General features: G+C 51.9%; 22 protein-coding genes and 1 tRNA gene. 16 read left to right on the top strand and 7 right to left on the bottom strand.

Translation table 11 applies throughout. The annotated features are described in order from the left end of the window. Positions 1–87: 87 nt before the first annotated feature. A complete protein-coding gene (locus KW846_RS24805; RefSeq protein WP_218485877.1) occupies positions 88–1,752 on the bottom strand; it encodes an OFA family MFS transporter in 1,665 nt (554 codons plus the stop codon). A 230-nt stretch (positions 1,753–1,982) separates the two neighbouring features. On the opposite strand from KW846_RS24805, the gene KW846_RS24800 reads away from it, so the two are divergent. The 6 genes from KW846_RS24800 to KW846_RS24775 all read left to right on the top strand — a co-directional run bounded on the left by KW846_RS24800 (position 1,983) and on the right by KW846_RS24775 (position 8,720). After that, positions 1,983–2,387, top strand: a complete 405-nt coding sequence (locus tag KW846_RS24800) for an acetyl-CoA sensor PanZ family protein (protein ID WP_218485876.1) — start codon at positions 1,983–1,985, stop codon at positions 2,385–2,387. 78 nt (positions 2,388–2,465) lie between these two features. After that, positions 2,466–4,697, top strand: coding sequence for an AsmA family protein (locus KW846_RS24795; RefSeq protein ID WP_218485875.1), 2,232 nt, complete (start codon positions 2,466–2,468; stop codon positions 4,695–4,697). After that, entirely contained in the window at positions 4,694–5,761 is a 1,068-nt protein-coding gene (gene mutY / locus KW846_RS24790; protein ID WP_218485874.1) for an A/G-specific adenine glycosylase, read from the top strand. Before KW846_RS24795 ends, mutY begins: the two co-directional genes overlap by 4 nt. Next, on the top strand, positions 5,758–6,030 hold the full coding sequence (locus KW846_RS24785) for an oxidative damage protection protein (RefSeq protein WP_007972770.1): 273 nt from the start codon (positions 5,758–5,760) through the stop codon (positions 6,028–6,030). The genes mutY and KW846_RS24785 overlap by 4 nt, the downstream gene beginning before the upstream one ends. Positions 6,031–6,133: 103 nt before the next feature. Continuing rightward, positions 6,134–6,209: transfer RNA gene (locus tag KW846_RS24780), tRNA-Phe, on the top strand. Between the two features lie 825 nt (positions 6,210–7,034). Continuing rightward, entirely contained in the window at positions 7,035–8,720 is a 1,686-nt protein-coding gene (locus KW846_RS24775; RefSeq protein ID WP_218485873.1) for an SEL1-like repeat protein, read from the top strand. A gap of 586 nt (positions 8,721–9,306) precedes the next feature. Here the strand turns inward: KW846_RS24775 and KW846_RS24770 are convergent. Both KW846_RS24770 and KW846_RS24765 read right to left on the bottom strand, forming a co-directional pair. After that, entirely contained in the window at positions 9,307–9,483 is a 177-nt protein-coding gene (locus KW846_RS24770) for a hypothetical protein (RefSeq protein WP_218485872.1), read from the bottom strand. Between the two features lie 16 nt (positions 9,484–9,499). Further along, a complete protein-coding gene (locus KW846_RS24765; protein WP_218485871.1) occupies positions 9,500–11,098 on the bottom strand; it encodes an anti-phage dCTP deaminase in 1,599 nt (532 codons plus the stop codon). Positions 11,099–11,970: 872 nt separating this feature from the next. Between KW846_RS24765 and KW846_RS24760 the strand changes: the two genes are divergently transcribed. Together KW846_RS24760 and KW846_RS24755 are read left to right on the top strand one after the other, a co-directional pair. Then, positions 11,971–12,174: a hypothetical protein gene (locus tag KW846_RS24760; RefSeq protein WP_218485870.1), complete on the top strand. Its 204-nt coding sequence runs from the start codon at positions 11,971–11,973 to the stop codon at positions 12,172–12,174. A 45-nt stretch (positions 12,175–12,219) separates the two neighbouring features. Further along, on the top strand, positions 12,220–13,149 hold the full coding sequence (locus KW846_RS24755) for a RimK family alpha-L-glutamate ligase (protein ID WP_218485869.1): 930 nt from the start codon (positions 12,220–12,222) through the stop codon (positions 13,147–13,149). A gap of 236 nt (positions 13,150–13,385) precedes the next feature. Here KW846_RS24755 and KW846_RS24750 read toward each other — a convergent pair whose 3' ends face one another. Beyond that, entirely contained in the window at positions 13,386–14,450 is a 1,065-nt protein-coding gene (locus KW846_RS24750) for a DNA translocase FtsK (RefSeq protein ID WP_218485868.1), read from the bottom strand. Positions 14,451–15,006: 556 nt separating this feature from the next. Between KW846_RS24750 and KW846_RS24745 the strand changes: the two genes are divergently transcribed. Next, positions 15,007–15,996: a phospholipase D family protein gene (locus KW846_RS24745; RefSeq protein WP_218485867.1), complete on the top strand. Its 990-nt coding sequence runs from the start codon at positions 15,007–15,009 to the stop codon at positions 15,994–15,996. A gap of 145 nt (positions 15,997–16,141) precedes the next feature. Here the strand turns inward: KW846_RS24745 and KW846_RS24740 are convergent, their stop codons facing one another. After that, on the bottom strand, positions 16,142–16,498 hold the full coding sequence (locus KW846_RS24740) for a hypothetical protein (protein WP_218485866.1): 357 nt from the start codon (positions 16,496–16,498) through the stop codon (positions 16,142–16,144). A 533-nt stretch (positions 16,499–17,031) separates the two neighbouring features. Here KW846_RS24740 and KW846_RS24735 point away from each other — a divergent pair. From KW846_RS24735 to KW846_RS24720, 4 genes are all read left to right on the top strand, one after another. Continuing rightward, on the top strand, positions 17,032–17,586 hold the full coding sequence (locus KW846_RS24735) for a hypothetical protein (RefSeq protein WP_218485865.1): 555 nt from the start codon (positions 17,032–17,034) through the stop codon (positions 17,584–17,586). Then, complete coding sequence (locus KW846_RS24730; protein ID WP_218485864.1) at positions 17,564–17,932, top strand: hypothetical protein; 369 nt, start codon at positions 17,564–17,566, stop codon at positions 17,930–17,932. The genes KW846_RS24735 and KW846_RS24730 overlap by 23 nt, the downstream gene beginning before the upstream one ends. 170 nt (positions 17,933–18,102) lie before the next feature. Further along, positions 18,103–19,257 (top strand): site-specific integrase, encoded by a 1,155-nt coding sequence (locus KW846_RS24725; protein ID WP_218485863.1) that lies wholly within the window; start codon positions 18,103–18,105, stop codon positions 19,255–19,257. An 80-nt stretch (positions 19,258–19,337) separates the two neighbouring features. Then, the gene (locus KW846_RS24720) at positions 19,338–19,688 is read left to right on the top strand and encodes a hypothetical protein (protein WP_218485862.1); all 351 of its coding nucleotides are present in this window, start codon (positions 19,338–19,340) and stop codon (positions 19,686–19,688) included. Positions 19,689–20,047: 359 nt separating this feature from the next. Here the strand turns inward: KW846_RS24720 and KW846_RS24715 are convergent, their stop codons facing one another. Then, positions 20,048–22,240, bottom strand: a complete 2,193-nt coding sequence (locus KW846_RS24715; protein WP_218485861.1) for a DUF927 domain-containing protein — start codon at positions 22,238–22,240, stop codon at positions 20,048–20,050. Beyond that, complete coding sequence (locus KW846_RS24710) at positions 22,237–23,343, bottom strand: tyrosine-type recombinase/integrase (protein WP_218485860.1); 1,107 nt, start codon at positions 23,341–23,343, stop codon at positions 22,237–22,239. Before KW846_RS24710 ends, KW846_RS24715 begins: the two co-directional genes overlap by 4 nt. Before the next feature lie 625 nt (positions 23,344–23,968). Here KW846_RS24710 and KW846_RS24705 point away from each other — a divergent pair. The 3 genes from KW846_RS24705 to KW846_RS24695 all read left to right on the top strand — a co-directional run bounded on the left by KW846_RS24705 (position 23,969) and on the right by KW846_RS24695 (position 26,699). Further along, the gene (locus KW846_RS24705; protein ID WP_218485859.1) at positions 23,969–24,964 is read left to right on the top strand and encodes a hypothetical protein; all 996 of its coding nucleotides are present in this window, start codon (positions 23,969–23,971) and stop codon (positions 24,962–24,964) included. A 49-nt stretch (positions 24,965–25,013) separates the two neighbouring features. Continuing rightward, positions 25,014–25,568: a lecithin retinol acyltransferase family protein gene (locus KW846_RS24700; protein WP_218485858.1), complete on the top strand. Its 555-nt coding sequence runs from the start codon at positions 25,014–25,016 to the stop codon at positions 25,566–25,568. A 210-nt stretch (positions 25,569–25,778) separates the two neighbouring features. Next, entirely contained in the window at positions 25,779–26,699 is a 921-nt protein-coding gene (locus KW846_RS24695; protein ID WP_218485857.1) for a restriction endonuclease, read from the top strand. Positions 26,700–26,914 lie beyond the last annotated feature (215 nt).

Below are 26,914 nucleotides of genomic sequence, written 5' to 3'. Positions count from 1 at the left end.
GCAGCCTCCGGCAGCTCCTACAGGGCTATGTGTACACCTGTAGGAGCTGCCGAAGGCTGCGATCTTTTATGGCATGAGCCAATACTCTTAGTGGAACAGTACCGCTGTTTTCTGCAAGGTCACCCACACACCCCACGCCAACGGAATTCCCACCACCAGCCATGCCGCCACCGCCAGCGGCTTGCTGCCAGGCGCGGCTTTCCACTCCAGCACGGTGCTGCTGTCAGCGCCTTTGTCATGGCCCAGCGCCTGTTCGGCGGCCAGTTCGGCGTCGGTCATGAAGTACTTGTCGGCCACCGGGCGCACCAGCAGATTGCACAGGAAACCCAGCACCAGCAGGCCGGCGAGGATGTACAGCGTGATGTCGTACGCGGCTGCACGCTCGACACCGATGCTCAACTGATACTCACGCAGGTAGTTCACCAGCACGGGACCGAGCACACCGGCAGCCGCCCACGCCGTCAGCAGACGACCGTGAATCGCACCGACCATTTGCGTGCCGAACAGGTCCGCCAGATACGCAGGAACAGTCGCGAAACCACCGCCGTACATCGACAGGATGACGCAGAACGCCGCCACGAACAGCGCGATACTGCCCAGGTGGCCGAGGTTCGGAATCAGTCCGTACAGGGCAAAGCCCAAGGCGAAAAACACGAAGTAGGTGTTTTTGCGACCCAGGTAATCCGAGAACGAAGCCCAGAAGAAACGTCCGCCGATGTTGAACAGGCTCAGCAAACCGGTGAAACCGGCCGCGATGGCGGCGATCGAAGCCAGTTGCGAAGCGTCGAGTTGGCCGAACGCCAGGTCATTGCCCAACAACTTGCCACCGAACACCTCCTGCAGCAGCGGCGACGCCATGCCGAGGATGCCGATACCGGCCGATACGTTCAGGCACAGCACCAACCACACCAGACGGAACTGCGGCGTCTTCCAGGCCACATTCACGTGAACATGACGATGAGTAATCATTGCGTTCGAGGCTTTTTTCGCCGGGGCGGTCCAGCCTTCAGGCTTCCAGCCGGTTGGCGGGACGCGGTAGGACAATGCGCCACCGATCATGAACACGAAGTAGATCGCGGCCATGACCAGGAAGCTCTGCCACACGCCGACGCTGGTTGGCGAAGCGAAATGCCCCATCAGCGCTGCCGCCAGTGGAGCACCGACCATCGCACCACCGCCGAAGCCCATGATCGCCATGCCAGTGGCCATGCCACGCTTGTCCGGGAACCACTTGATCAGGGTCGACACCGGCGAGATGTAGCCCAAGCCCAGGCCGATACCACCAATGACCCCGGAGCCGATCCACATCAGCCAGATCTGGTGGGTATACACGCCCAGCGCCGAAATCAGCAGACCACCGCACCAGCACAGCGCCGATACAACCCCGGCCTTGCGTGGCCCGGCATGTTCCAGCCAGCCACCCCAGATGGCGGCCGAGCAACCCAGGAAGATGAAGAACAGGGTGTAGATCCAGCCGAGCATCGAGATCGGCCAGTCACACTGGGACGAAAAGACCTGCGCGATAAAACCCGTGTCCGCTGCGCAGGCCACTGGCGCCGTGATGCCCAGCGCCTTGGACAGCGGCAACCAGAACACCGAAAAGCCGTAGGCCATGCCGATGCACAAGTGAATGGCCAGCGCGGCCGGTGGCACCAGCCAACGGTTGAAACCAGGCTTGGCGATGATCCGCTCCTTGGACAGGAACGCGGGCTGGTCGGCGCCGAGGCCGTCCGCCGTGATGCTCGTGGTCATTGTATTTCCCCCAATTATTAGTAGGGTTCGCCAGCCACGGTTCACTCCCGGCCTTTATGCACGCAGACATGACCGTTTTTTGCTGGAGTGCCTTGTTGTGCGACAACAGGTCGCAGAAGGACGGACGAACGGGCAAAGGTTACCATCTGCCAGTGACAGAAAAACCAAACTGACATCACCTTTTGTACGTCGTCCGATCTCCATCGCTTCATGACCCCACAGGAATCACCATGCCGATCATTGTCGAGCCGCTCAACCAAGCCACGTCCCAGGATCGGCAGGATCTGCAGAAGATCTACCGCGACGCTCCAGACTGGTTGTTCGCCCCGTTTTCCGGCGAGGCGCAGTTGATCGAGGACTGTTTGCGCGACGGCACACTGATCGCCGGACGCTTCAACGATCGCCTGCTGGGCGCGGCCCGCTTGCAAAGGCACCAAGACGCTTGGCATTTGTCACAAATATGTGTGCGAAAAATTACCCGTCGCCGTGGTGTTGCCGAGCGACTGGTGGCCGAAGCGCAAAAAATGGCCGCTCAATCGGGCATGACGCTACGCCTGTTGGCGCCTGCCGGGCACCTGGAGGCGCAGGCGCTGGCCGCCAAGCTGAAACTGCCGCTGGATGTGCTGCCGGAGTGATCGCTGACCGGTCGTCCGTTCCGGAGCGCTATACTCCCCGGCTAAATTTTGAATTCGACTAATTACAAGGACTCGCCCATGAAAGCGTTCGGCAAAATCCTGGGTCTGGTACTTCTCGGGCTGTTGCTGATCATTGTGGCGCTGGGCTTTGCCCTGACCCACCTCTTCGATCCCAACGACTACAAAGACGAGATTCGCCAGATTGCCCGCGACAAAGCCCACATCGAGCTGACGCTCAATGGCGATATCGGCTGGAGTCTGTTCCCGTGGCTGGGCCTGGAGCTACACGACGCCAGTGTCGCGACCATGGTCAAACCGACCGAACCGTACGCCGACTTGCAGATGCTCGGCCTGTCGGTGCGCGTACTGCCGCTGCTGCGCCGTGAAGTGCAGATGAGCGACGTACGTGTCGAAGGCCTGAACCTGCGCCTGACCCGCGACAAGGAGGGTCATGGCAACTGGGAGGACATCGGCAAGCCGCCTGCAACGGCCGGCACCGACACGACCGGCACCCCGCCAGCCGCTACCGAACCCGCGCCCGAAACCGGCACCGTGGCGGAAAAACCGCCTCAGCCGATCCGCCTGGACATCGACAGCCTGACCGTGAACAACGCACGGGTTGAATACACCGACGAACGAACCGGCAAGACCTTCAGTGCCGAAAGCATTCAGTTGAGCACCGGCGCGGTCCACGACTCCGTCAACATTCCGCTCAAGCTCACGGCGTTCCTGTCAGCCAACCAGCCGGCACTGCGCGTGCGTACCGAACTCAACGGTGAGTTGCGCATCGCACGTGCACTGCAGCGCTATCAGTTCGAAGACATGAGGCTGTCGGGTGAAGTGACCGGCGACCCCTTGCAAGGCAAGGCCGTGACGTTCTCTGCCCAGGGCCAGTTGGTGCTGGACAAGGCCGCCAACGTGGCCGAGTGGACCGGCATCAAGGTTTCTGCCAACCAGTTGCGGGCACTGGGAGAACTGAAGGTCAACGATCTGGACAAGACTCCACAGGTCAGCGGCGGCATCTCGATTGCCCAGTTCGACCTGGCGAAATTCGTCGACAGCATCGGCCAGAAACTCCCGACCATGGCCGAAGGCAGCCTGAGCAAAGTCGAGCTGGTCAGCCGGTTGGCCGCGACCCCGACCAGCCTGGCGCTCGACGACCTCAACCTGAAAGTCGACGACAGCACCTTCAGCGGCCGCATCGCCGTCGAAGACTTCGCCAAGCAATCGCTGCGCGCCGTGCTCAAGGCCGACACCCTCAACGTCGACCGTTACCTGCCGCCGAAATCCGCCGAGGCCAATAGCGCGACACAAGTGCGTCAGGCCGAAGTCGCCAGCACCGAAGCCGATGCCATGGCCGGCGCCGGCAGCACGCCGTTGCCACCCGCGCCGACCAAGGACGCGTGGAGCAGCGAGCGCTTGTTGCCAGTGGAACGCTTGAGCAAGCTCGATGTGGACGCCGACTTGACCTTCGGTCAGTTGACCCTGCAAAAACTGCCGATCCATAACGCTGCGCTCAAGGCCACCGGCCAGGGCGGCCTGCTGACGCTGGCCAACCTGCGCGGCGACCTGTACGAGGGCAACTTCGAAACCACCGGCACGCTGGATGTGCGCCAGCCAGTGCCGGCGCTCAATCTGCAGACGAAGATCAGCCGGGTACCGGCGGAAAAAATCCTCGAAAGCCAGGGCAAGAATCCACCGGTCAAGGGCCTGGTCACGCTCAACAGCAACCTGACCGGCAACGGCAACAGCCAGAAGGCGCTGATCGAAACCCTCAACGGCAACGCCAGCCTCATCATCAACAATGGCGTGCTGCTCAACGCCAACCTCGAGCAACAGCTGTGCAAAGGCATCGCTACGCTCAACCGCAAAACCCTCAGCGGCGAGCCGCGCGGCAAGGACACTCCGTTCCAGGAGCTCAAGGGCAACCTGACCTTGCGTAACGGTGTCGCCAGCAACCCGGACCTGAAAGTGCGTATCCCGGGCATGACCGTCAACGGTGACGGTGACATCGATCTGCGCGTGCTGGGCATGGACTACCGCGTCGGCATCATCGTCGAAGGCGATACCAGCGCCATGCCAGACCCGGCCTGTCAGGTCGGCGACAAGTTTGTCGGCATCGAGTGGCCACTGCGCTGCCGCGGCCCACTGGAGCTGGGTGCCAAGGCCTGCCGTGTGGATAACGAACGCATGAGCCAGGTCGCGACCAAGTTGGCTGGCGACAGGATCAGCGAAAAAATCGATGAAAAATGGGGCGACAAAGTCGACCCGAAACTGAAAGACGCGCTCAAGGGGCTGTTCAAGCGATGAGAGCCGAGCAGTTTTCAACGGCGGTGCTGGACTGGTTCGACCGCCACGGCCGTCACGATTTACCCTGGCAGCAGGACATCACCCCGTATCGGGTATGGGTCTCGGAAATCATGCTGCAGCAGACCCAGGTCAGCACCGTGCTGAACTACTTCGACCGCTTCATGACCTCATTGCCAACGGTCGAAGCCCTGGCCGCGGCACCGGAAGACGAAGTGCTGCACCTATGGACCGGTCTGGGTTACTACACCCGCGCGCGCAATTTGCAGAAGACCGCGAAGATCGTCGTCGAGCAGTACGGCGGCGAATTTCCCCGGGACGTGGAAAAGCTCACGGATCTGCCGGGGATCGGCCTGTCCACCGCCGGCGCAATTGCCAGCATCAGCATGGGCCTGCGCGCACCGATCCTCGACGGCAACGTCAAGCGCGTCCTGGCGCGCTTTACCGCGCAAGAGGGCTACCCGGGCGAGCCGAAGGTCGCCAAGCAGCTCTGGGCCAACGCTGAGCGCTTTACGCCGCACGACCGGGTCAACGCCTACACCCAGGCGATGATGGACCTCGGAGCCACGCTCTGCACTCGCAGCAAACCGAGCTGCCTGCTGTGCCCGCTGGAAAAAGGCTGCGAGGCGCACATGCTCGGCCTGGAAACCCGTTACCCGATCCCCAAGCCGCGCAAGGCCATCCCACAGAAGCGTACGCTGATGCCGATGCTGGCCAACGCCGAAGGTGCCATCCTGCTTTACCGTCGCCCCTCTACGGGCCTCTGGGGCGGCTTGTGGAGCCTGCCGGAACTCGACGACCTCGAGGACCTGTCACACCTGGCCGCGCAGCACTCGCTGGAACTGGGCACCCAACAGGCATTGCCGAGCCTGGTGCACACCTTCAGCCATTTTCAGTTATCCATCGAACCCTGGCTGGTTCAGGTCCAGGAGACCGGCCATCACGTGGCCGAGGCCGACTGGCTCTGGTATAACCTCGCCACCCCGCCGCGCCTGGGCCTTGCCGCCCCGGTCAAGACCTTGCTCGAGCGCGCGGCCGCCGTATTGAACGCAGGAGAGTCGTCATGACCCGCACCATCATGTGCCGCAAGTACAAAGAAGAATTGCCAGGCCTGGAGCGCGCTCCCTTCCCGGGCGCCAAAGGCCAGGACATTTTTGACCACGTCTCGGCCAAGGCCTGGGCCGACTGGCAAAAACACCAGACCCTGCTGATCAATGAAAAACGCCTGAACATGATGAACGCCGAAGATCGCAAATATCTTCAGGGCGAAATGGACAAGTACTTCTCCGGCGAGGATTACGCCAAGGCCGAAGGCTACGTACCGCCGTCGGAATAACCCCGATTTATCGGGGGTCGGAACGTAAGCGACGGTAATAATTAAAATTTTTTTGAAAACTTGCTTGACGACCCCCTGAAAAACCCGTTTAATGCGCCCCGTTGCCCAGATAGCTCAGTCGGTAGAGCAGGGGATTGAAAATCCCCGTGTCGGCGGTTCGATTCCGTCTCTGGGCACCAAAATACCGAAAAACCCCAAGGAACAATGTGTCCTTGGGGTTTTTTATTGCCTGCGATTTTTATGGTCGCTGGACCATTTCTGGACCAAGACGCTTCGATAGAGTGATTGAACGTCATCCAAGGGTTTTACGGGACAGGAATCAAAACTGAATAGTTTTAAGCTGATTTAAATTGTCAGCTTGAGAGCCTCCCTCAGACAAACTGAGACGTCGGCAATACAGTCCGCCCCAGCGCAGCCCTTTCGTTCCCCCTGGCACGCCACAGGGCCTCTGAGCACTCTCGACCGCCTTTCACTCCAGACGCTTACAAGTCACGCGGTATGCGCGGCACGCATAAACCAGTCTCTTGAGTCGAACAGTAGGACAAAATACTGGACCTCCGATGCAACTGGGTAATTGCACGGACTTGCCCACCCATTTGCATTCAACTATTCAGTCATTTGCATCGGCTTTGACCAGTACCCTTCGTGGCCCCGACCGGCAGAGATCGGCCAGAACCGGACTGTCGGCCTGCTGCTCCCAGCTGCGCCGGGGCCAGACTGCGAGCCAGCGCGCATTGCGACAGATTTAATTCCCTAGCGCTTGGCACCAGCGTCGTGCTTTCGAGGGTTGCGACGGTTTTTAGAATTACTTCGAGGCTGACAAGAGCACCTGATTCCGGGTGCCCTCCGCGACAGTTTTTGTTCCATACGGTCAGAAAAGTTGCCGACATGGATTGCCCCATAGTATCGACAAAATTTGCACCATCGGTAATGCAACCGGGAAGTACACTCCCAATCTTTAACCGTTAAACTCAACTCTTTCTTGATGAAGTGAGCGCAGGGAATTGGTCAAATTCATCCAAAAAAACCGTGTTCAAGGCTATGCGTGTTTGTTTGTTCTTGCACTTGGGTTGCTTCAGACGCCTTACAATGTGCAGGCCGCTCAGGAGATTGCAACAACCCAGCAAATGGCCGAGCAGGGCTCCACCGAGGCGCAATTCGAGCTCGGGACCGACTACATCCAAGGCAATGGTGTCGCTAAGGATATGCCGCAGGCAGCTCTTTGGCTCCGCAAGGCCGCAGAACAGGGGCATTCCAATGCTCAGACTCTCCTTGGAAGCTTGTATGCCAACGGCGAAGGCGTCGAGAAGGATACGCAGCAGGCGGTCACATGGTTTCGCAAGGCCACTGAACAGGGAAGTGCCTTCGCCCAGCTCTCCTTAGGGCAAATGTATGAGAGCGGTGAAGGCGTCGAGAAGGACATGCAGCAGGCATTCAACTTGTACCGAAAGGCCGCCGAACAGGGTTTGTCAGATGCCCAGCTCAACCTAGGGTACATGTATGCCAACGGTGAGGGCGTCACTAAGGATATGAAACAGGCAGTTGCCTGGTATCGCAAGGCCGCCGAACAGGGCGTTGCCCAGGCCCAATTTCTCCTCGGGGGAAGCTATGAGTCTGGTGAAGGTATCCCACAAAACTCACAACAGGCAGTAGTCTGGTACCGCAAGGCTGCCGAGCAGGGATATGCCCCTGCACAGTTCAGCCTCGGGACCTACTACGAATTCGGTGCGGGCGTCACCAAAGATATGAAACAGGCTGCGACCTGGTACCGCAAGGCCGCCGAGCAAGGTGACAAGGGTGGCCAGTATGCCCTCGGGTACAGTTACGCCAACGGTGAGGGCGTCGCTCAGGATATGCAGCAAGCCCTCGTTTGGTACCGAAAGGCCGCAGAGCAAGGTAGTGCCGGTGCCCAGTTCGCCCTCGGGGAGGCTTATGAATCGGGCAAAGTTCTTGCGTTGGACTCACAGCAGGCGGTCTATTGGTATCGCAAAGCTGCCGAACAGGGTCACGCCAATGCCCAATACCGCCTCGGCCTCAGTTACACAACGGGTGAAGGTATCGAGAAGGACAGCCAGCAGGCATTAACTTGGTTCCGCAGAGCTGCCGAGCAGGGTCACGCCAAGGCCCAATTTCTCCTCGGGCTCAGTTACACAACTGGTGACGGTGTTACACAGGACGCCCAGCAGGCGATTGCCTGGTACCGAAAGGCCGCTATGCAGGGTGATGTCTCGGCCCAATACGCACTCGGGGCCATTTATTACTACGGCAAAGGTGTCGCGAAGGACATGAAGGAGGCCTTCACCTGGTATCGCAAAGCTGCCGAGCAAGGTGATGTCTCGGCCCAGCACAACATCGGGGTCATGTATGCCCAAGGCGTAGGTGTCATCAAGGACGTTAAGCAGGCGGTCATCTGGTACCGCAAGGCCGCAGAAATGGGCCATGCTAATGCCCAATTCAATCTTGGAGTGATGTATCTCTTGGGCGAGGGTGTCAAGCAGGACAACAGCAATGCTTATGTCTGGCTTTCCGTCGGTGTAGCAAATGGAAGTCCCGATCCACAGGCGCTTCGAGATTCCGTAGCCAAAAAACTATCCCAGCCGCAATTAGCCTCAGCGCAAAAGCTGGCAGGTCAATACTTTGAGAAATACCAATCGCGGAGCCGACGCCAGCCTTTGGTTGAGCCTACTTAAGATTTACAACAAGGCGTGATCGGGCAGGCCGTGCTGCCGTATATGCAGTGCGGCGGCCATCAACTAGTTATTCTAACCAGTCAGGGTCGCGCCGTGCTCGCGATGAACCTCAGCAAAAGTGGCCATATCGCTAGGGTCGCACGATGCCCCCTGCTCAACCTGGAGCCACGGCTCGGGCGACAAGGCTTCCGCCAAAGCCACAGCGCTTTTGCATTCGACCGGACCAGTCACTTGCATTCGTTCTGACCAGCGATTGCATCGGATTTGACCAACACACGTAGTAACCATGATAGGCAGAGAACGGCCAGAAGCGGACATACTCAGTGGTTGGCAAAAGAGAACTGTAGACCATGCCTTATGGAGCACAATATCGGGAAAGATGCCGGGGCTAATTGGGTGTGTTGCATTAGGATTATAGAACATCGAAAGTACTTCACCCCAATGTCAGCAACCACACCTGCTTCAGCGCGGTGTATAGCACACTACCTGTTTAATCACTATCCAAGCGTGATAAGTTAATAAAAGGTCGCTAGCAATAAAAACAGCGACCGTTATATTAACCCGAGACGCTTAAATATTTAAGGGATCACCGGGTGTTACGATTTTTCGTGCCGGATGCTGACTCTTGCTTATCATTAGAGTCACGTACAATAAAACTGACGGAACTTTCAAGTTTCAGCCCAGATCTAATTGACTCGGGCCATTCTTGCATGGCTTGTTGAGCTTTGATGACCTGCTGCGCCAATACACTTGACTTTTTCATGTTCCCCGCTCCGTATTCAGTCTGTTGATAGTTTAACATCCAGTTTCGCAAGAAGGTTTGGAATTTCACGACCGACTATCAGTTGTTCAAGCTGAAGGTAGGTGTCGATATACCGAACGATACGGGGCTGATGACCCATTTCCCGCCAGTCTATGGCCCTCCCATCGTCATCTTTACGCGGCCGACTCGGCTCGAAGATTTCTTGATACTGACGTGGGGCGATGCCTTGGAACGGCTCAAAATTCACCTGTGTTCTCGATGCGGTCGGGGCATCAATGCTAATCGAGTCCTGATGCAACTGCTTGGCTTTGCTCTTCGGATACGGCTCAATATAAACGACACGCTTGATACCACTCGCCACAATATGCCGAGCACACATATGGCAGGGAAATGTCGTGCAGTACAGCGTCGCTCCAGCGACGGACACCCCTAAGCGCGCGGCGGACATCAGCGCAGCCATTTCAGCGTGAACGCTCCTGCCAAACTCTAGGATATTCATTATCCTACTGTTTTTAAGTATTTTTTTGTCTGCCCCGGAAATCAAATTTTGTACCAGTGAGCTAATATCTTTTTCTGTTGCCTTGGCGGAGAGTAAGCCATTTGTATTTAGGCGCTCGAGCATTTCTCCCAAAACCTGTACTCGCTCGTCTGCCATTGAGTCGACACCTTTTTGGAAATCACGGGCGTCATCTTTATCCCCCGGCCAATACAAATCGCCTCCAGACTTAGGGACGTCGTTGCATCCTACCGCAATGATATCTCCCTCTGGTTTCAAGATAGCAGCGCCAACTTGTCGGTTTAGATCTGCTGACCGCAGCGCGGCAGATCTGGCGTGATATATGCCATGCTCGTCGCGTGAGGGTGTGAGGAAGGAATTGCCAAATATGAGTTGTAGAAAACGGCCTATCTGAAAATCTATAGTTGATTTGTTCCTCCCGTCGACAAAGAGGTCAGCTAAGGGAAAAGCATCTTTTACATCTTGGCCGAGAGGGATACTTTCTTCCTGTTCGTCCTTTTGAACTAACGCCTCGGCAATCGCACGTGGGTTAGTTCCCACGCCAAACTGGGATCTGCTTATTTTTTCAGATAAGGCGGTTACGCGGACATCGCGAGGTGAGTAGACCGAAATAAGAAAAAATCCTTTTCCATACACGGCCCGGAGCATTTCAACTTCTTTAGGATGCTTCAACGACCTCAAAATGAACGCGTGCCTTGAGGGCTTCCCACCGCTGTGGTCATCTCGAAGCTGCCGGATTGCTGCTAATCCCAACATCGCTACTGCGGCGCCCTCGTTGCCCTCAACCCTGAGTCTCGTTCCCGCGTCCATGAGCGCAGCTATGCGTTCAGCTTCAGGCTTCGAGTTGTGAGAAGTATCAAAAAAGCTTTCTATCTGTTCGCTGAGCCTCACGACAAGAGGAGTGTACTCGAGGCCATTAAGTTGGCTTTTCAATACTTCGATAACGGGGTCAAGGTTTACGCCAATCGGCCCTACTAACCCAAAGACCAGCTCGGGGTCTTTCTTGGGAGTTAAAGAGGAGAGCTCCACTTCGGCGGGCGAGTCCTGACCAGGTTTTCGCCGATTTCGGTTTCTGCCTTCTGTGGATTTTTCGGCCATCACATCACCAAATCCTTGGTTTTATCGGTCTGAAGGATGCGTCAAAGGAGAGCAGGATGCTCCTTATCGGTTTACGGCACCTGTGTCTCCAACCTTTACCTTAGCTAGTTTTTCTCAAATATCCTGTTTCCGGAAAGCGAATTACCATCGGCTGAGAGAATCTTTCGCTTCTGTTCTTCCAAACCTCGAAAGCGCTCAGTCATGAACGGCTGCTACCGGCCGATTCTGTTGAAAAAGTCGACCCGGCCTGGCTACCCATGCATTGAGCGGTGAAAACGCCTTTTTTGCACGCTGCTACGTGAAATCCGAGTCCGGAACCCTCTGCCAAAAGTAAAGATTTCAATCTCGGGCGCGTACTTTTCTGATGCGCAAACCATGACCGACTTTTTCAACAGAATCGGCCAGAAGCGGTCAGTCACGGTCGCCCACTACTTTTGTCGAGCCGAGGCTATCTTGCCAGCGCCAGGGCTCGGCCTGAACAACAATCGCCGAGAAAATAATAAATTTTAGAAGAGGTTTGAGAGTACAGCCAGAGTTAATATAAGACGATATTGGCTATGCATGGAGCGATACGGCCAGCCCAACACACGCGAACATATCTGCTAGTTATAGCGAATCGTGAATTCAGATCAGAAAACAATTCCACTTCGAAATAAAAATAACTTATTGTAGATACCTCTATAACCTGTGATAACTTACCTTTACACATTGCCCGAGAAATTGAAAAACCCAGCCTTTAATTTCACTGCGCCTTGCCCTACTTAATTCCATCGTCTAGGCTTCCCGGTGGTGTTCTTTTCAAGAGCCCGAAGATAATAAAAAGCATCACAAACGTAGTCAACATGAATAGCACTCACTGGAGACGTAATCTCATGAAGCTACTCACGCATGCCTTATTCCACTTCCAAGCAAATAAAATCATAGAAGTAAAAACGCCAGAAGAGCTTGCTCGCTGGGAGCAGTATATGCTTGAAGAGGTTGGAGTAAGACCGGAGCCAAAAGTATTATCAGGTGCAAAAATCTTAAGCTGTTGCGGAAAATACGGCGAAGATGATTGCGGTTACTCACCGATTTAATCTTTAATCACTGCCCCTGCTGGGGCAGTTCTCATCGAGAAAAAAATGAAGCCAATCGTAATTTTAACAACGAAAGACGATCTTCATGCACTCATTGTACAAAAAAGACTCCTTGATAAATATAACTCTCCTTGCTCGATAATAAACACTGATGATCTTTGTGGAAAAATCAAAGTTTCAATCGATGTAAATAAATCGAAATTCTCACATGCGCCAGATTCAACTTTAGACATCTCGAAAGTAGGAGCAGTTTGGTTTCGAAGAATCGGCAATAAACAAAGAGCATCTTTTGAAAATCCTGCACAATCCGATACCGCTTCTAACGATTGGAGATCAACAATACTAGGGGCGTTTCTCAGAGATTTTGAAGGGGCATGGGTCAGCCACCCGATTAGCACTTTCCTTGCGGAGAATAAAATAACTCAACTTTGCAAAGCTAAAGAAGCTGGCTTAACCATCCCAGACACACTAATCTCAAACTCCCCAGAAGAAATACGACGCTTTTTTAATATTAACCATGGAGGTGTGATTGCAAAACCTCTAGGCGGAACAAGGCTTGAGCAAATAGAAACGATAAACATTTCAGACGCCAACCTACTTAATGAGGAATCGATTCTGGCAGCCCCGATAATTTACCAGCAGTTAATTGAAGGAACAAAACATCTTCGCATCAACATTTTTGGTAGTAGATTTTTCACGTTCTTACTTGAATCACAAGATCTCGACTGGCGCTCTAACTACGACCTAAAATACAAACTCTACGACCTACCAAACAGTATCACTCAAAAATTAACAGACCTTCTTCATAGCTTAAACTTAAAAATGGGTATAGTTGACTGTAAGCTCGACAAGGATGGAAACATTTATTTCCTAGAAATCAATCCTCAAGGCCAATTTCTTTTTTTGGAACCTCTTGCTGGCACCCCCTTATCCGAACATTTTGCAGATTTTTTGTTTCACCAAGCAAACATATAACAACTTACACCACTCAAATTGCACTGGACGGCATAATGGCATACAGCACCATGGATGCAACCTGCCGAAATTAATAATCCGGTGGGGTGAGATGCTCCCTAAACACCAGATTACTAGCGCTGGTTAGCATATGTTAGATACTTTACTTTCTGCTGCCGGATTTTCTCCAGCCCATCGTGCAAACTGCCAGAATCTCTTGTTGCGAACGACGGCTTTGGGTCGACTGCTGCCTTTTCTTACGGGCAGAAATCGCCAAGGATCGGTCTTTGAGCGTCTACGAAACCAGGAGCATTCACACAGGTGCATGGTTTGAGTTCCAACGGCGGATCGAAGGCAATCCCGCCCATGTGGAGACGCTTATATGGACAGTCAACACCTAGGCGCCACCCATTCGGCATTCTATCTTTTAATTTCAAGCCTCCGAGGCTTGGGCCATAATCAAGATATTTCCTTTCAGCATCTGAGATATATACGACAGCCAAATTTTGTCTCATTTCGCGTGCCACATCTTTAATCGACCAGCCCTCCTTAAATAGTGCAACACCACAACGCAATAAGTACTTACGAGGAACTATATGCTCCCCCCAACCTGGGCCGTTCTTTCCGTACCCTTTAGGGATGAAATCCCCAGGGATCAAATTAATAAAACAATCGGTATTCTCAGGAGCCTCTCCTATAGAGACCCGTTGAATGAATCTAGCAAGTCGAATATAGCTTCTTTGAATTTTCGCCTCTAAATCCTTAACCTTCTCGTACCTCAGATCTTGCTCAGCACACAACGCCTCAAGTTCATCTTTGATATCCCCGTATTCCACAGCAGGGGAATAGTTTTCTAGTAGCCAACCTGCGAGGGCGTAAGCGGCACTGAACAGAGAAACATTGGGAGCGTCTTCAAGCACCTTAAATACAGCTTTGCGCTGCTTAACAGGCTCTCCTCTCGTGGGTCCGGCAGGCGAGAGAAGTGAAATCGCTTTTGTATTACCACCATTGTCTTCCTCGTGGCTCTCCCACAGAAAAAGCGTGGTCTCAAAAACAGATCGAATATATTTCTCACGATTGGACATCGCTGGGGAAGGCTCATCTTTCATTTTGTACTCTTGGGTAAGGGTGCGAAATTCGTTGTCATCAAGAGCACTGACCACTCCATTTTTCTCAAGTATGACCATTAAAGATCGGGCAGTACTGTAGCCTAGCTTGAGTCTTCGCTGTAACAACGAAATGGACACCGATTGCTCGGCAACGAGAGCTTCTACCGCCGCAGCCACGATGTCAGGGGAGTGATCTGTCAGGAGTTGACTCACTTATGACGCTCCTAGCGCGCAAATTCATAATGGGGAAACCTTGCGTTTCTGCTTGGCACCCAGCAACAGCCTCCACGCTCTTCTAACCTTTCACTTTTTGAAAATATTTTTCCCAGTTGCTCAGCAACTGGATCGAATCAACTTTTGTAGGCGTATTGAATGACTGCTTCTGGCCGATTCTGTTGAAAAATTCGATCATGGATTACGCACCAGAAAAGCACGCGTCCGAGATTGAAATCTTTACTTTTGGCAGAGGCTTCCGGACTCGGATTTCACGTAGCCGCGTGCAAAAAAAGACGCTTTCACCAGTCAATGATCAGGCAGTTTTAGCAGACCGACTTTTTCAACAGAATCGACCGCTCACTGCCGGTCAAGGTTACGAAGCGTGCTGGTCAAATCCGATTCAAACGGGTGGCCAAGTCAGTGCGATTACACAACCTGGCCTCAAAGCTCCACATCTGCTCAAATCATGGCTCACGAAGGCACGGAAGCCCCTGCACACTCCAATCTAGCGTCATTTAATTTATAGTTTTTAGCAATCAACAGTGAGGACGTCATGTTTCTATCCAATGGACAGTATCTGGACCAAATCCGTCAGTTAGTGGAGAACAGCCAGCAGTTAGCGATAGCTGTAGCGTTTTGGGGGGAGGGGTCGGAAGCCTTGTTTGACCATTGGCAGGGTAATGACCTTCGCATTATTTGTAACCTTGCTAGCGGAGGCACGAATCCATTCGTAATTCGCCGCTTGCAGCGGCTTGAAAACGTCGAACTACGTAGCCTGGAAAATCTGCATGCCAAGGTCATACGCGGAAACAGTGGTGCGGTTGTAGGATCGGCCAATTTTTCAAGTAATGGTCTTGGGCTCGAGGGTAGCGAATCACACCATTGGCTTGAGGCTGGCATTTTTACAGATGAGGTCACACAGATCCAAAGCATTGACGCCTGGTATAAAGAGGTTTGGAATAAGGCATTTGAAATCGATGAAAACGCCTTGTGCGCTGCAGAAAAGGACTGGCAAGCCCGTCGCAACGAGCGGCCGGCACATAAAGGTGATATCCGCTTTATCAATGCCCCAATCGAAGCACTGAAAGATCGGCACATTTACCTTGCCGTGTACTGGGAAAACTTAACAGAAGTGGCCGATGCGGCTTTGTCTGAGGTCCAAGAGACATTTAAGCTCACGGAGCAACAGCGTCGCCAGGCGTTCGATTGTTTTGAAGACTGGCCTGATGGGCAAGAAAACAGCTTGCCTATCGACAGGACGATCATCGTTGTCTACTACGGAAGTAGTGGTGCAATTAAAGTACAAAATGCATGGAGGCGCATCCCTAGACTAGATAAACCTAGAGTAAAAATGCTCCAAAGGGAAAATACAGTCGCTGACTGGTCGTTCTCTTCAGCCGACCAAAAAGAGTTCGCCAAGCGTCTTCGGCCTTGGCTTGAAGCTTTAGACATAGAGGACGCCTACTCAGAGGGAGCATTGTGCCGTCCTTTAAATGATTTCTTGGCCTGGCAAAGACAGAATGATCTACGCTCGCAATCATAGGAACGGCATTGGCCCTGTATAGCCTTCTCGCTTGAGTATGGTGTCCACTCAATTTGATTTGTCCCAAAAGTTTGGACACCATCGCCCTTAATGCTGGAATCAGGAAGGTGCATTTGGCAGACGCTTACCTTCCTTAGCCAAATAGTTAATTTGAACACACAAGTAGCCCTAGACAGTCCTCCAAGCGTTTCTTTCCTTTAACCACCTTGAACAATTGGTTAATTTTTGCGTGCTTTTGTGATTCATAGGTACGAATAGCCAACCGGGTTAGTTCTGGCAACTTTCTAGCTAACATTCGCCCCAAACTTCGGGCGCGTCGATTCTTTTCTTTGTCCGAAAATTCCGGAGAAGCAAAACAGTAAAAACTTGCGAACACGCTAACATTAGTGGCCTCGGGGTACATAAAAGCAATCGATTCCCGAATTATGTCCTCCACAGTAGCAAGGTCGAACGCATCACGAACCTTTGCGTTCACCAACTCATAAAGCATTGTCTTTTTCACTTCAAAGATCCTTTTTCAAAAATCAGCTTTTTTGTAAGCTCTCTATAGTTTTGTTCAAAAAAACCGACCTCTCAGGTTTCCCCTTGTATATCCAAGGGGAAACGCCTAACACCTGCTCGACCGTGGAAATCCTGGGCATAACCGTATTTGCGTCAAAAATACGTAGATATATTTATATGACCCCAACACTTCGTAGGGTGAATATTCAGGAGATACCTATGTGCACATGCAAAAACCCTTGGATTTCCAACACAGTCGACACCGCCCGAAAAATCCCTGATCCAAGAGTCCAGGTCGCAATTAGCGTCTACGACCTATTCTGCACGTTATGTCGCGAAAAATAGGCGGTTAAACAAGGTTAAGCCGAAAGCTTAAGTTATGCATGCGCGACAGCTTAACCACCGTTAACACCCTCAAATCTAAGCGATTAGAGTTCAATCGAACGATGTTTGTTAGTGCGATTACGGCGCAACTCTGCCTGACAGAAAGCGTTGACCTCTACACCCTTTGTGCCAACACACTACGGAAATAATATGAGCAGAACCAAAACTATCCAGCCCAGCTTTATGGATCTACTGGCGGTGAAGGAAGGGCAAGCCTCGAAACTGAGCTCGGGCTCCGAGGGAAAGATCACCTATCAACTAGCCCTTTCAGCTGACAAGAAACAGGTATTCATCGCACTGATCGACAGCGGTAGCCAGGGCTACTTCAGCCGTGAGTGGATCAACTCCGATACCATCCTTGAAATACTGGAAAATCTTGGCCAGCGCGCAGATGCATTCCCGAGCAAGGTACTGCTCCCAGTGTTTGTGGGGCGCTCCAGCAATAATGCTCCATTCCTTGCCGCTGCACTGCTGGCTGAAAAGCTACTGTGCAGGGATGGGAAACATGAATCTAAATTGCGAGTAGTCGGAGACGTTTCCAACTGGAAAAAAGCAGTACTTGGATTGAAAGGTAAACCCATCCGCGTTCGGCTCGATGGTAAGCCGATCATCTCAGCAGCGCAGGAGCGCAATTCTTCCTCTGAGCTAAACACGGAGCAAGGGAAAAAACAGGAGACAGAGCATGCTGCTGATTCGTCAGAGTGAAGCTACTGCCCAAATCCAGGACACTGATATGCGCCAATGGGTGGAGAACCAGTTCCGGGTTCTACAAGGTTACGGCACACAGTGGCAACCCGATGAACTCGGCTGGTTTGCCGTCTGGGGCGAAGGCGATGATCCCTACGACAAAGGGCTATTCCTTGGCGTTAGAAGCTTCCTACACAGCCCCTATGATCCGGCAGCCTCATTTGAAATTGTCGAGGACCACGGTCACTTCTATACCGCCGTCATCCTCCTGTCTGACCTGCTCTCGGTGGAAGTACTGATTCCGAAAGGACTCAATCTTCAATCAGAGATGAGCACGCGACTCGCGCAATGGAGTTCGCATTGACCGGCAGCACCACCGAAAGCACCGGAAATGAACCGGAGCGGCGGACGCAATCAACCGCGCCAAGTTAACCATCCCATTCACCCAACCCTACCGACCACTGATGATTTCCCTGGCTCAGCTTTCTGGGCTGACTCAGGGATAGTCCAAACTCGTGTCGAAAAAGGTGCCCTATGAGCAAGCTCATCCGCTTTTCCAAGCGTTTGATCGACGCACTACCACCGCAACCAACAGATGCCAAAGCCAGGGAGAGTGAATATTCAGATACCGAGGTTTCAGGCCTGAAACTGCTGATCAACAAACAAGGCCGCAAGTTCTTCTATCTGCGTTACCGACATGCCGGGCGACAGCGAAGCATGAAGCTGGGAAATTATGGTGAGCTGGAAATTGGCGATGCGCGCTTACTGGCCCTCAAACACCGGGCTCAGCTTTCAAACGGCATTGATCCACAAGAAACGATCATTGAATCAGGGATGACCTTTCGCCGTTTCATCGATGACCACTACCTGCCCCACGCCTATGCTAGCAAGCGCAGTGCAAACAGCGATGACTCAAAGTTCAAAACACACCTCTTCGAGATGTTTGGTGCTCGCCCACTGACCTCCATCAGCCGACAGGAGATCCAACGCTACCACGACGAACTCATCAGCCGTAGATCCCCAGCAACGGCAAACCGGCATCTCGCCCTTCTCAAACGGAGTTTCAACCTCGCCATCTTATGGGGTTACCTCGACACCAACCCGGCGACGGGTATCCGCATGCACACCGAGAACAACCAATCCCAGCGCTTCCTCAGCATCGATGAGGCGAAGCGGTTGTGGGCCGTACTCAGCACCGAGCAAAACCAGATCGCGGCAAAAGCCATCAAGCTGATGTTGCTCACCGGTGTACGGCGCGAAGAAGCGTTACAAGCCCGATGGGAGGACATTGACCAAGAACGGTTGCTTTGGAACCTCCCGATCACCAAGAGCGGTCGGCAACGCTTTGTGATGCTCAGCGAACCGGCATTGGCCGTCATCAACGAATTACCGGGCAAAGGTAGTGGCCATTATCTCTTCCCCGGCGCTAAACCCGGAAAGCCACTTAACAACGCCCGCAAATGCTTTCAACGCGCGTTAAAAGTCGCCGGACTGGCTCAACTACGCATTCACGACTTACGCCACACCTTCGCCTCATTGGCCATCAACAACGGGGCCAGCCTGTATGAAGTCCAGCACCTGCTGGGTCACGCCAGTAACAAAACCACTCAGCGCTATGCCCATCTGGCCTCCGAAAACCTCCGGCACGCCTCTAATCGCGTCAGTGATCTCGTGACGGCAACCACCTAGCCAATGCCCGTCATCACCTGTCGGGCAGCCTTGGCATCCTTTCAACACCATGACATTCAACAGTTCCTCAGGAGTTCACCATGCAAAAAATCGTTCTTGCTGCCGCCGTTACCACATCACTGCTATCGATCAGCGTTCAGTCCCACGCCAGTAGCCTGATGTCACTTTCAGGTATGCAGTACTTCGCCAAAACGTGCGAAAAGAAAGGCGGTACCAGCTATGTCAGCAACGACCAAGGCCGATCGATGCAGCCTTACAGCTATCGAGATATCGCCGCTACCCTGAAGCACTCAAAAACCACCGCATTGCTGGAAGCAAGCATGAATGGGCAACGCGCCTCAGAAGCGGAGCTCGACAAGTACCTGGTGCAAACTGAGAAAGCTGAAGCAAACAAGATGGAAAGCACCGGTACATTGCGATGCCAGCGCTAAAGCCATCAGAAACATGACGTCATAGACGGTATTGGAAAGGCTCAGCGATTGGCTGAGCTTTTTTCTTTTTTGATTCAAAAGTCACGCGGTGCGTGCGGTATAGCCCGCCCTTGTAAACCATACTTTTTCGCCGCAATTTCGGGACCGCATCCACAAAACAACAGTAAGACAAACTCGACAAGTATCTGAATGACAATCAGAAAAACGAAGCTAACAAAAATGGAAAGTTCAGGCACTCTACAATGTCGCCACTAGACTCAGCCGATCAAAATAGAAAGCAGATTAGAAGCCCAGCTAAACGCTGGACTTTTTCTTAAATCACTCAGCATGCGCATTAACTAGCAATTTTCTTAACTGAATTAACCGTCGCTCTTAAAAAAGCACTCATCATCTTCCGACCAATAGACACCATGATCCACCAGCCAATTTGTACGCAAATGATAATAGGGGTCTTTGCCCACCGTATTACGACCGGAGTCAGAACGCACAAGAAGCCCGTCCTCCTTCAGGCGCGAGCTGATAATCTCCACTCGACCGCTCCCTGGAAATATCTCTTCCAAACAATACTTGGAAACCATAAGGGTCGGCATACCATCAGACTCGTCCTTATGGCGGTATATATCAAGCCTTGATTTTGGAGAGCCGATAGCTATATGCGACTTGGATAACAGAAACCCCTCCAACACCTGTAGGTGATTCCACCGAGTTGTATACCAAAGCCATGTGCAGACTAAAACGCCGTGCATAAGAGTCTCTTCATTTACATGCTTACCACTAAACACATTATTTCTCAGCGCGACCTTACCCGCTAACGCAGACAGTGCAAATCGAACGACAACTCGCTTAGCCCCATCACGAGCGACATAGCTTGGTAAAATTTCAAGAATATCTGAGACCAATGCTTTAAGCTCACCGTCCCAAGCTTGGTTAGTCATTTCATCTAGCAGCGCTTTTATGAATGCTGGTGCAACTGTGCCGTATTGCTTTTGAATGCCTACAGAGACTGCACTCTTAATCGCGTCTGGAACAAAGGCAAAGTCCTCATCGTCTTGCCCCTCAAAACTGACATGCCCACCACCAATATTGATATCCACCCCCCTATCTAAAACCCCTTGGGGAGCATTACGAGTAATCAAAGAAATAATGGGTTTCTCACCAGAGGTCATGCCAAACAATGTTTTTGGCACTGACTCCTGAACGTCCCCCGAGCTGTTGAGTCGGGTACGATTGCTCCCGTTCCCCATTTCGTACACGAACGTGTCCAGATCTCCATAGCGGTTACTACCGATCTCATCCACCAATAAAGGGCCGAGAGAAAGCTGCTGGCCCTTGGCTTGAAGCGCTCGCTGCGTCGAACCGAACGTCTCAATCATGGATTTCCCGACACGGCCCACAGTACTTTGGCCTGGCGCGGCAGTGTTGCCATACAGACTGGCAACCGTTGAAAGTAGTAATGTTTTACCGCGACCTGCACCACCAAAGAAATTAAAAATGCATGATGAAATCCCAGGTAGAAAATCAACCATAGATGCCGCTAACCCAAGCTGCAAAGCGCCCGTAAGAATGGGGTTTTTACTTGCAGGAGCGAGCACCATATCGTTCCAACTATCAAGTGTCCCTAGCTGCGAAAGTCGAGGATAAACTATGTCTACAAAGAACTTATCTGACGCGACATTAGGAGCGCAAAACAATTTATCACCGACTGCACATACTTCGATATTCGATTTGTCATCGCGCTGCCAGCCCTCAGAGCGAACCCAGATGCGGGCCTCAAACTCATTGAAGGCATCGCGGAGCAAATGAGGAATAAACTGCCCCAAAGATTTCCTATCAACTACGCTGGGAGTAACCGACAGCACCCACTCAGTTAACACTTTTACGTCTTGAACATCACTATTTGGAATCGCTTTAGACACGACTCTATACTTCTTACCCGAACGACTAAGAATTTTAATCCGTGTAAAGACGAGCCCAGTTTCTGAATCACGCAACACCTGATCGACCCAGATGCTAGGAGCAATGTCCTTGACTACATCCTTTTTTCGAAACCGCACGGTATCAAGCGATAGTTCAAACCCCGGATAGTCTCGACCACCATACATCGACTCAAGCAAGCCGACATTTATGGCTTCAATTACGCGAAGGAAATCAAACGGGTCCGACTTAGGTTCTAAATCGTTGACAGGAACGATCCAAGAACCATGCTCTGTTGGCTCCTGAATGTTACCAACGCACATACCTATTTTTATGCGAGCGAGCGCTTCTTGAAAAAATCGCAGAACCTCTTCGCCTTCAAAATTTGACTTGACGAACGGGAAAAATATTTCCTTACTGGTACTGAATATTAAGAAATGCTTTTCTAGAGTTTTTATTAAAATCGAATAATCACGGTGAATCTTTGGAATAGAGAAGATAACCGTGGCCTCACCAAATTCAACGGACATAACACCCGTTAATTGTTTAGGATCACCGTCTAGTGCTTTGCCACCTGCGAAAAGCGCAGCGTCAACGATCTCAGCACCTAGTTCATTGGTCGAGAAAAACCGCTTCATGCCGAGACCTCCTGATCTGAACCCAGGAAGCACGAAACCGACTGGCTTGCCTTCAGTAAGTCCGAGGATGCCAGACTCGAATATTTTTCGGTCATGCGGATAGAGGAATGGCCGAGTAAGCCCTGAACGGTGTAAAGCGGAATTCCAGTCTTAACGCAAGCTGATGCAAAAACATGGCGAAGATCATGGAAGCGAAACGACTTCGGCAACCCGGCTGCTTTGCAGGCTTCTTTCCATGGGCGCACTGGGCGCGTCATATGGCAATTGTTGTATGACGATGGAAAAACCCAGCCATCATCTGGGAAATCCCCCGTAGCCAATGCTAGACATTCAAGTACGTCAAAGCACTTCTCGCTGATCGGCACATGCCGCATGCGACCCGTCTTGGTGATTCTTAAAGTAACGCGGCAAAGAGTCTGATCAAAGTCAGTCCACTTTAGACTCAATGCCTCACCTAACCTCATGCCAGTAAGAAGCAGAAATTCCACCAGACACGATGTAAGGGGATAACGAGGCTCAAGCCATTTGACAGCATAGTTAAGCCGATTAATGAGGTCAGCATTTACCTCATAGAGCTTAGCAGGTAGTTCACGCTTGAGCTTTAGTTTACGAGTCGGATCTTTGTCGCAATAACCAATATCCACCGAGAATCTAAAAAAAGAGCGAAGCATCGATAAATAACGATTTTTGGTTGCATCACTAAGTGTTGGACGCAACGAATCCATCACCTCCTGTATATGGGATAGCTTGATGCCCTTGATGTCTTTCCCATCTAGGATGGGTGCAACCACCGAGTCGTAACGCTTGCGTTCTCGCGACATCGAACGCTTACCGCTGTAATTGCCGGTTTTCTCGTACGCCTCAAAAGCCTTGTCGACGGTTACGATGGCCTGACAACCAGAGCTCATCATCTCGATTGCTTTTATGCGGGCATCTTGCAAAGTCAGCTCTTTGGATGTGCCTAACTTTATCCGGCGGCGGCCATAAGCTTGAGCACGAACGTAATACGTAGAATTACCCGACTTGGGATACTTAACGACAATCAGGCACTTATACGCCTGATCCCGGACTTCGACTTGTTTCGGCAACTTTATAACAGACATGACAATACGCCTCGCGAATACGTGAAAAAAATTGATTCATAAATTTTGACCTAATAGAAGTGGGACTAGCCCATAGAATATTAATAGAGAAGCTATTATAAAAACTTTCGAATATTAGTTTGAAGCTGACCGTCTATACTCAAGCGACTGACAAAAACTTACCTCAAGAAGGTCAACTTGTGAACCAAATTAAATTTCAAAAAATGCAGAGACACACTGATTAAGAGGTAATTACGAGTGCGTGAAACCTACCTAAAAACTGTTTTCCCAAGGACATCCTTGCCAGAATTACTTGAGCAAATTTCGTTCCAGCCCTTGGCGAAGCCTGACGAAAAACCCGACGAACGGTCATCCTTCTTCCCTGGGGTTAAAGGGAAAACCTATGCTTTTTACTAAGACACAGCGCTAGCAACACGTTACCTCCCGCTTGCCTGACAGCACCCAGTCAGTCACTGGGCGGGTTCGAGTCACCTTGATGACCACCTTCGATGAAGGAAACTGAATCGCCCAGGATTTTCTAGACACCTTGAAAACTCATTGAGTAACGCTTTTCAAACTATACCGGTGCAGCGATGATGATCGCTTACACTCCTACCCTAAAACCGTCCCACTCAAGGAAGAAAGTTTGAATAATTTGTTCATGTACGCCACCAAGGAACTCAGTACAGATGCTTTTCTAGCTTGGTTTTTTAAAGAATTAGAGATCAACTCAGACATCGCGAATTATCGCTCTCGAGTATTCCACGCTCTGGGACTCATTGCAGAAGGCGAAACGCCCGTAAAAATTGATCCGGTGCTCCAATCTGGCAATGTCGATTTGCTCTTGAACTTTGAAGTCAACGAAACGCCCCGCCGCATTCTCTTCGAGAACAAAACTTCATCGACCTTTCACTCTGATCAACTCAATCGGTACCGGGAGCGCTTTCCGAGCGACAAATACATTTATTTTAAGCTTGGCTACGTCGATACATGGGAACGGCAGAATCTACAGGGCTATCAGCTGATATCCGCCCATGATTTCCATCAGGCTGTCAGCTTTCTAGCACCACACCACCCAATTATTTACCAGTATTGTGAGTACCTGAAAAACGCTTGGATTTCCAAGGAAGAAAAGATCTTCAAGCGCTTGGCCATCTCCTGCCCAACAGCTTTTAAAAGTGCCATAGGTCAACGGCACCTCATCGGTGAGCTCTACGACCAGCTCAGGAATAGCGACCCCTCGTTGAAATTCAAGAGGGGCTCCAACATCAACGGGTCACCTTGGACGCAGTTAGATTTTTGCAGGCGTACGGAGTACTACCAGGGGAAAAACGAGACGTTATTTTGGCGAGTGGATTCCCGCGACGGTAGAACCTATCTACGAATCAACCAGTATGCTGCCATTCCCATGGATCGCCCTGAAATTGCTGCCCATAAAAAGCGACGCCTACAGGCTTTGCGTGAGTTAGCGTCCGGTATCAGTACCCAATACGACCTGAAACCCGGCAAACTATCGAACAAGGGTGTGAAAGAAAGCGAGGTCATCATTTATTTTTTTGACGAGAACCCTTACGGCGTTCTCAAAAAGCTGCTGCCAGAATTTACAACCAAGCTCCAGGCTCTGTACTACAAACTGGAATAGAACCTATGAACAGTTCACTTAGGTACGCTAATAGGAGACTCAGCATAAAATGAGCCTACTCAAAATATTAATGGACGCTAGCATAACATCCCCCATTGTTAGAAGACCAGACCAAGACAAAATTGACGCAGCGAAAAGAAGAACGAGACGAAGCTCTATCAACACAATTGTCGAGGAAATCTTTGGCTCTCAATGCACTCTACGTCCAGGGTGTATTGTGGCCTGCGACCTTGCCGGCGGACTTGATCACACTGGAATTTATATCGGAAGAAATCGAATTATTGAACGAAATGGAGACGGGTCGATAAAAAAAGTTTCAATAAAAGAGTTCATTAATTCATCATTACATAGAACCGGAGTGACGCTATACGTGGCTTGCGCGAATGGTAAAATCATTGCCAGTCCTGAAATTGCAAAACGTGCAAGGGATGCAGTCGGGACAGACTTCGGCTATCACTTGATCCGCAATAATTGCCATAAGCTAACAGCATATCTAGCAACCGGTAGACGCCATGATATCACCACATTTTCAGCGCTGGCTTCGATACTTGACACGAAACACCCAGGACTAGAGTGGAAATCCGCAATAGTTAGATACGACTAAAGAAACATCTGTTCGCAACCACTCGATTGTTACGCGACACGAACGATTTTGATGTATTGGTGGCTTTTCTTGCTTGCTCAAATGTCACGCGGTACGCGCGGTCCATCGAACAACTGCGGAAATGGCCCGCGCGCTTTCACACAGCCTAGACCCAAAACGATGCACAACTTAACATTCGCCCACGCCATCAACCTTGCGCCCGGAGTTGCAATGTCCGTTCCTACCTACGACCAGTTCATTGAACCGATACTTCGCTACCTGGCAGCTACACCCGAAGGTGCGATCGCTCGTGACGTTCATGAAGCCGCTGCTGGGGCGCTAAATCTGTCGGAAACACAACGTCAAGAGTTGATTGCGAGCGGCCAGGCCACCTACAAAAACCGTGCGGGTTGGGCCCACGATCGCCTCAAGCGCGCTGGCCTCTCCACTAGCGCTAAGCGGGGTTATTGGAAGCTAACTGACGCGGGGATTACCTACACTTCACAGCACCCCTATCCCTTGAGTACGAGCAAGGTAGAACAGCTCGCGATTGGCTTTATGGACGTAAAGCTCAAGAGCCCGACTGACGCCTTCCCACTCGACGGACAAGAGCAAGTTGCTCAGTTAGCGAGTTCTGCCACTGTCAGCCCAGACGACCGGCTCGAGCAGGCTTTGCGTGAGCTGCGCGAAGCCACTGCCGCCGACCTACTGGACAGCCTTCTGCAAGTCAGCCCTAATCGCTTCGAAGTCATAGTGCTGGATGTCTTGCATAGCCTTGGATACGGCGCGAGTCGCAATGACTTGCAACGCGTGGGCGGGAGCGGAGATGGCGGAATCGATGGGGTGATCTCTCTCGACAAGCTTGGACTGGAAAAAGTTTACGTCCAAGCCAAACGCTGGAAAGGCACGGTTGGCCGCCCTGAGTTGCAAGCCTTCTATGGCGCTCTTGCCGGACAAAAAGCCAAGCGCGGCGTGTTTATGACCACCTCAGGCTTCACTGCACAAGGTATCGACTTTGCCCGTTCAGTGGAGGGTATGGTGCTGGTTGATGGAAACCGGCTTGTTAACCTGATGATGGATCACGAAGTCGGAGTAACGTCGCGGCTGCTCAAGTTGCCGAAACTGGATAGCGACTACTTCGATGAAGAATGAGGCTATTAAATTGCGCCTAGCTTTCGTAGACACCACCACGGCCGTCATGGGGTGGTAGTTGCCTTTCACGACTGACCGATTTGGCCGCTCTCTGCCGGTCGCTACGGGTAGCCGTCGGCCAAAAGCAGAAGGGCAAACCCTGTCCGATTCAAGCCAAAACCAGTGAGACGGATGCGCCATACAATTGAGGGGCGATCCAAGGATGTGGTAAAAAC

It is taken from the genome of Pseudomonas sp. PDM32 (genome assembly GCF_019219225.1).
GTDB lineage: Bacteria > Pseudomonadota > Gammaproteobacteria > Pseudomonadales > Pseudomonadaceae > Aquipseudomonas > Aquipseudomonas laurylsulfatiphila.
Note: the sequence above shows the minus strand (reverse complement) of the source record. Positions and strands in the feature narration are given on the sequence as shown.

Bases quoted from the DNA above. Each gene is read 5' to 3' on its own strand.
- mutY (WP_218485874.1), top strand. From the start codon at position 4,694: ATGAGAGCCGAGCAGTTTTCAACGGCGGTGCTGGACTGGTTCGACCGC.
- KW846_RS24745 (WP_218485867.1), top strand. From the start codon at position 15,007: ATGTTTCTATCCAATGGACAGTATCTGGACCAAATCCGTCAGTTAGTG.
- KW846_RS24795 (WP_218485875.1), top strand. From the start codon at position 2,466: ATGAAAGCGTTCGGCAAAATCCTGGGTCTGGTACTTCTCGGGCTGTTG.
- KW846_RS24770 (WP_218485872.1), bottom strand. From the start codon at position 9,483: ATGAAAAAGTCAAGTGTATTGGCGCAGCAGGTCATCAAAGCTCAACAA.
- KW846_RS24710 (WP_218485860.1), bottom strand. From the start codon at position 23,343: ATGTCTGTTATAAAGTTGCCGAAACAAGTCGAAGTCCGGGATCAGGCG.
- KW846_RS24735 (WP_218485865.1), top strand. From the start codon at position 17,032: ATGAGCAGAACCAAAACTATCCAGCCCAGCTTTATGGATCTACTGGCG.
- KW846_RS24760 (WP_218485870.1), top strand. From the start codon at position 11,971: ATGAAGCTACTCACGCATGCCTTATTCCACTTCCAAGCAAATAAAATC.
- KW846_RS24695 (WP_218485857.1), top strand. From the start codon at position 25,779: ATGTCCGTTCCTACCTACGACCAGTTCATTGAACCGATACTTCGCTAC.
- KW846_RS24715 (WP_218485861.1), bottom strand. From the start codon at position 22,240: ATGAAGCGGTTTTTCTCGACCAATGAACTAGGTGCTGAGATCGTTGAC.
- KW846_RS24725 (WP_218485863.1), top strand. From the start codon at position 18,103: ATGAGCAAGCTCATCCGCTTTTCCAAGCGTTTGATCGACGCACTACCA.
- KW846_RS24700 (WP_218485858.1), top strand. From the start codon at position 25,014: ATGAGCCTACTCAAAATATTAATGGACGCTAGCATAACATCCCCCATT.
- KW846_RS24785 (WP_007972770.1), top strand. From the start codon at position 5,758: ATGACCCGCACCATCATGTGCCGCAAGTACAAAGAAGAATTGCCAGGC.
- KW846_RS24800 (WP_218485876.1), top strand. From the start codon at position 1,983: ATGCCGATCATTGTCGAGCCGCTCAACCAAGCCACGTCCCAGGATCGG.
- KW846_RS24765 (WP_218485871.1), bottom strand. From the start codon at position 11,098: ATGGCCGAAAAATCCACAGAAGGCAGAAACCGAAATCGGCGAAAACCT.
- KW846_RS24755 (WP_218485869.1), top strand. From the start codon at position 12,220: ATGAAGCCAATCGTAATTTTAACAACGAAAGACGATCTTCATGCACTC.
- KW846_RS24730 (WP_218485864.1), top strand. From the start codon at position 17,564: ATGCTGCTGATTCGTCAGAGTGAAGCTACTGCCCAAATCCAGGACACT.
- KW846_RS24720 (WP_218485862.1), top strand. From the start codon at position 19,338: ATGCAAAAAATCGTTCTTGCTGCCGCCGTTACCACATCACTGCTATCG.
- KW846_RS24805 (WP_218485877.1), bottom strand. From the start codon at position 1,752: ATGACCACGAGCATCACGGCGGACGGCCTCGGCGCCGACCAGCCCGCG.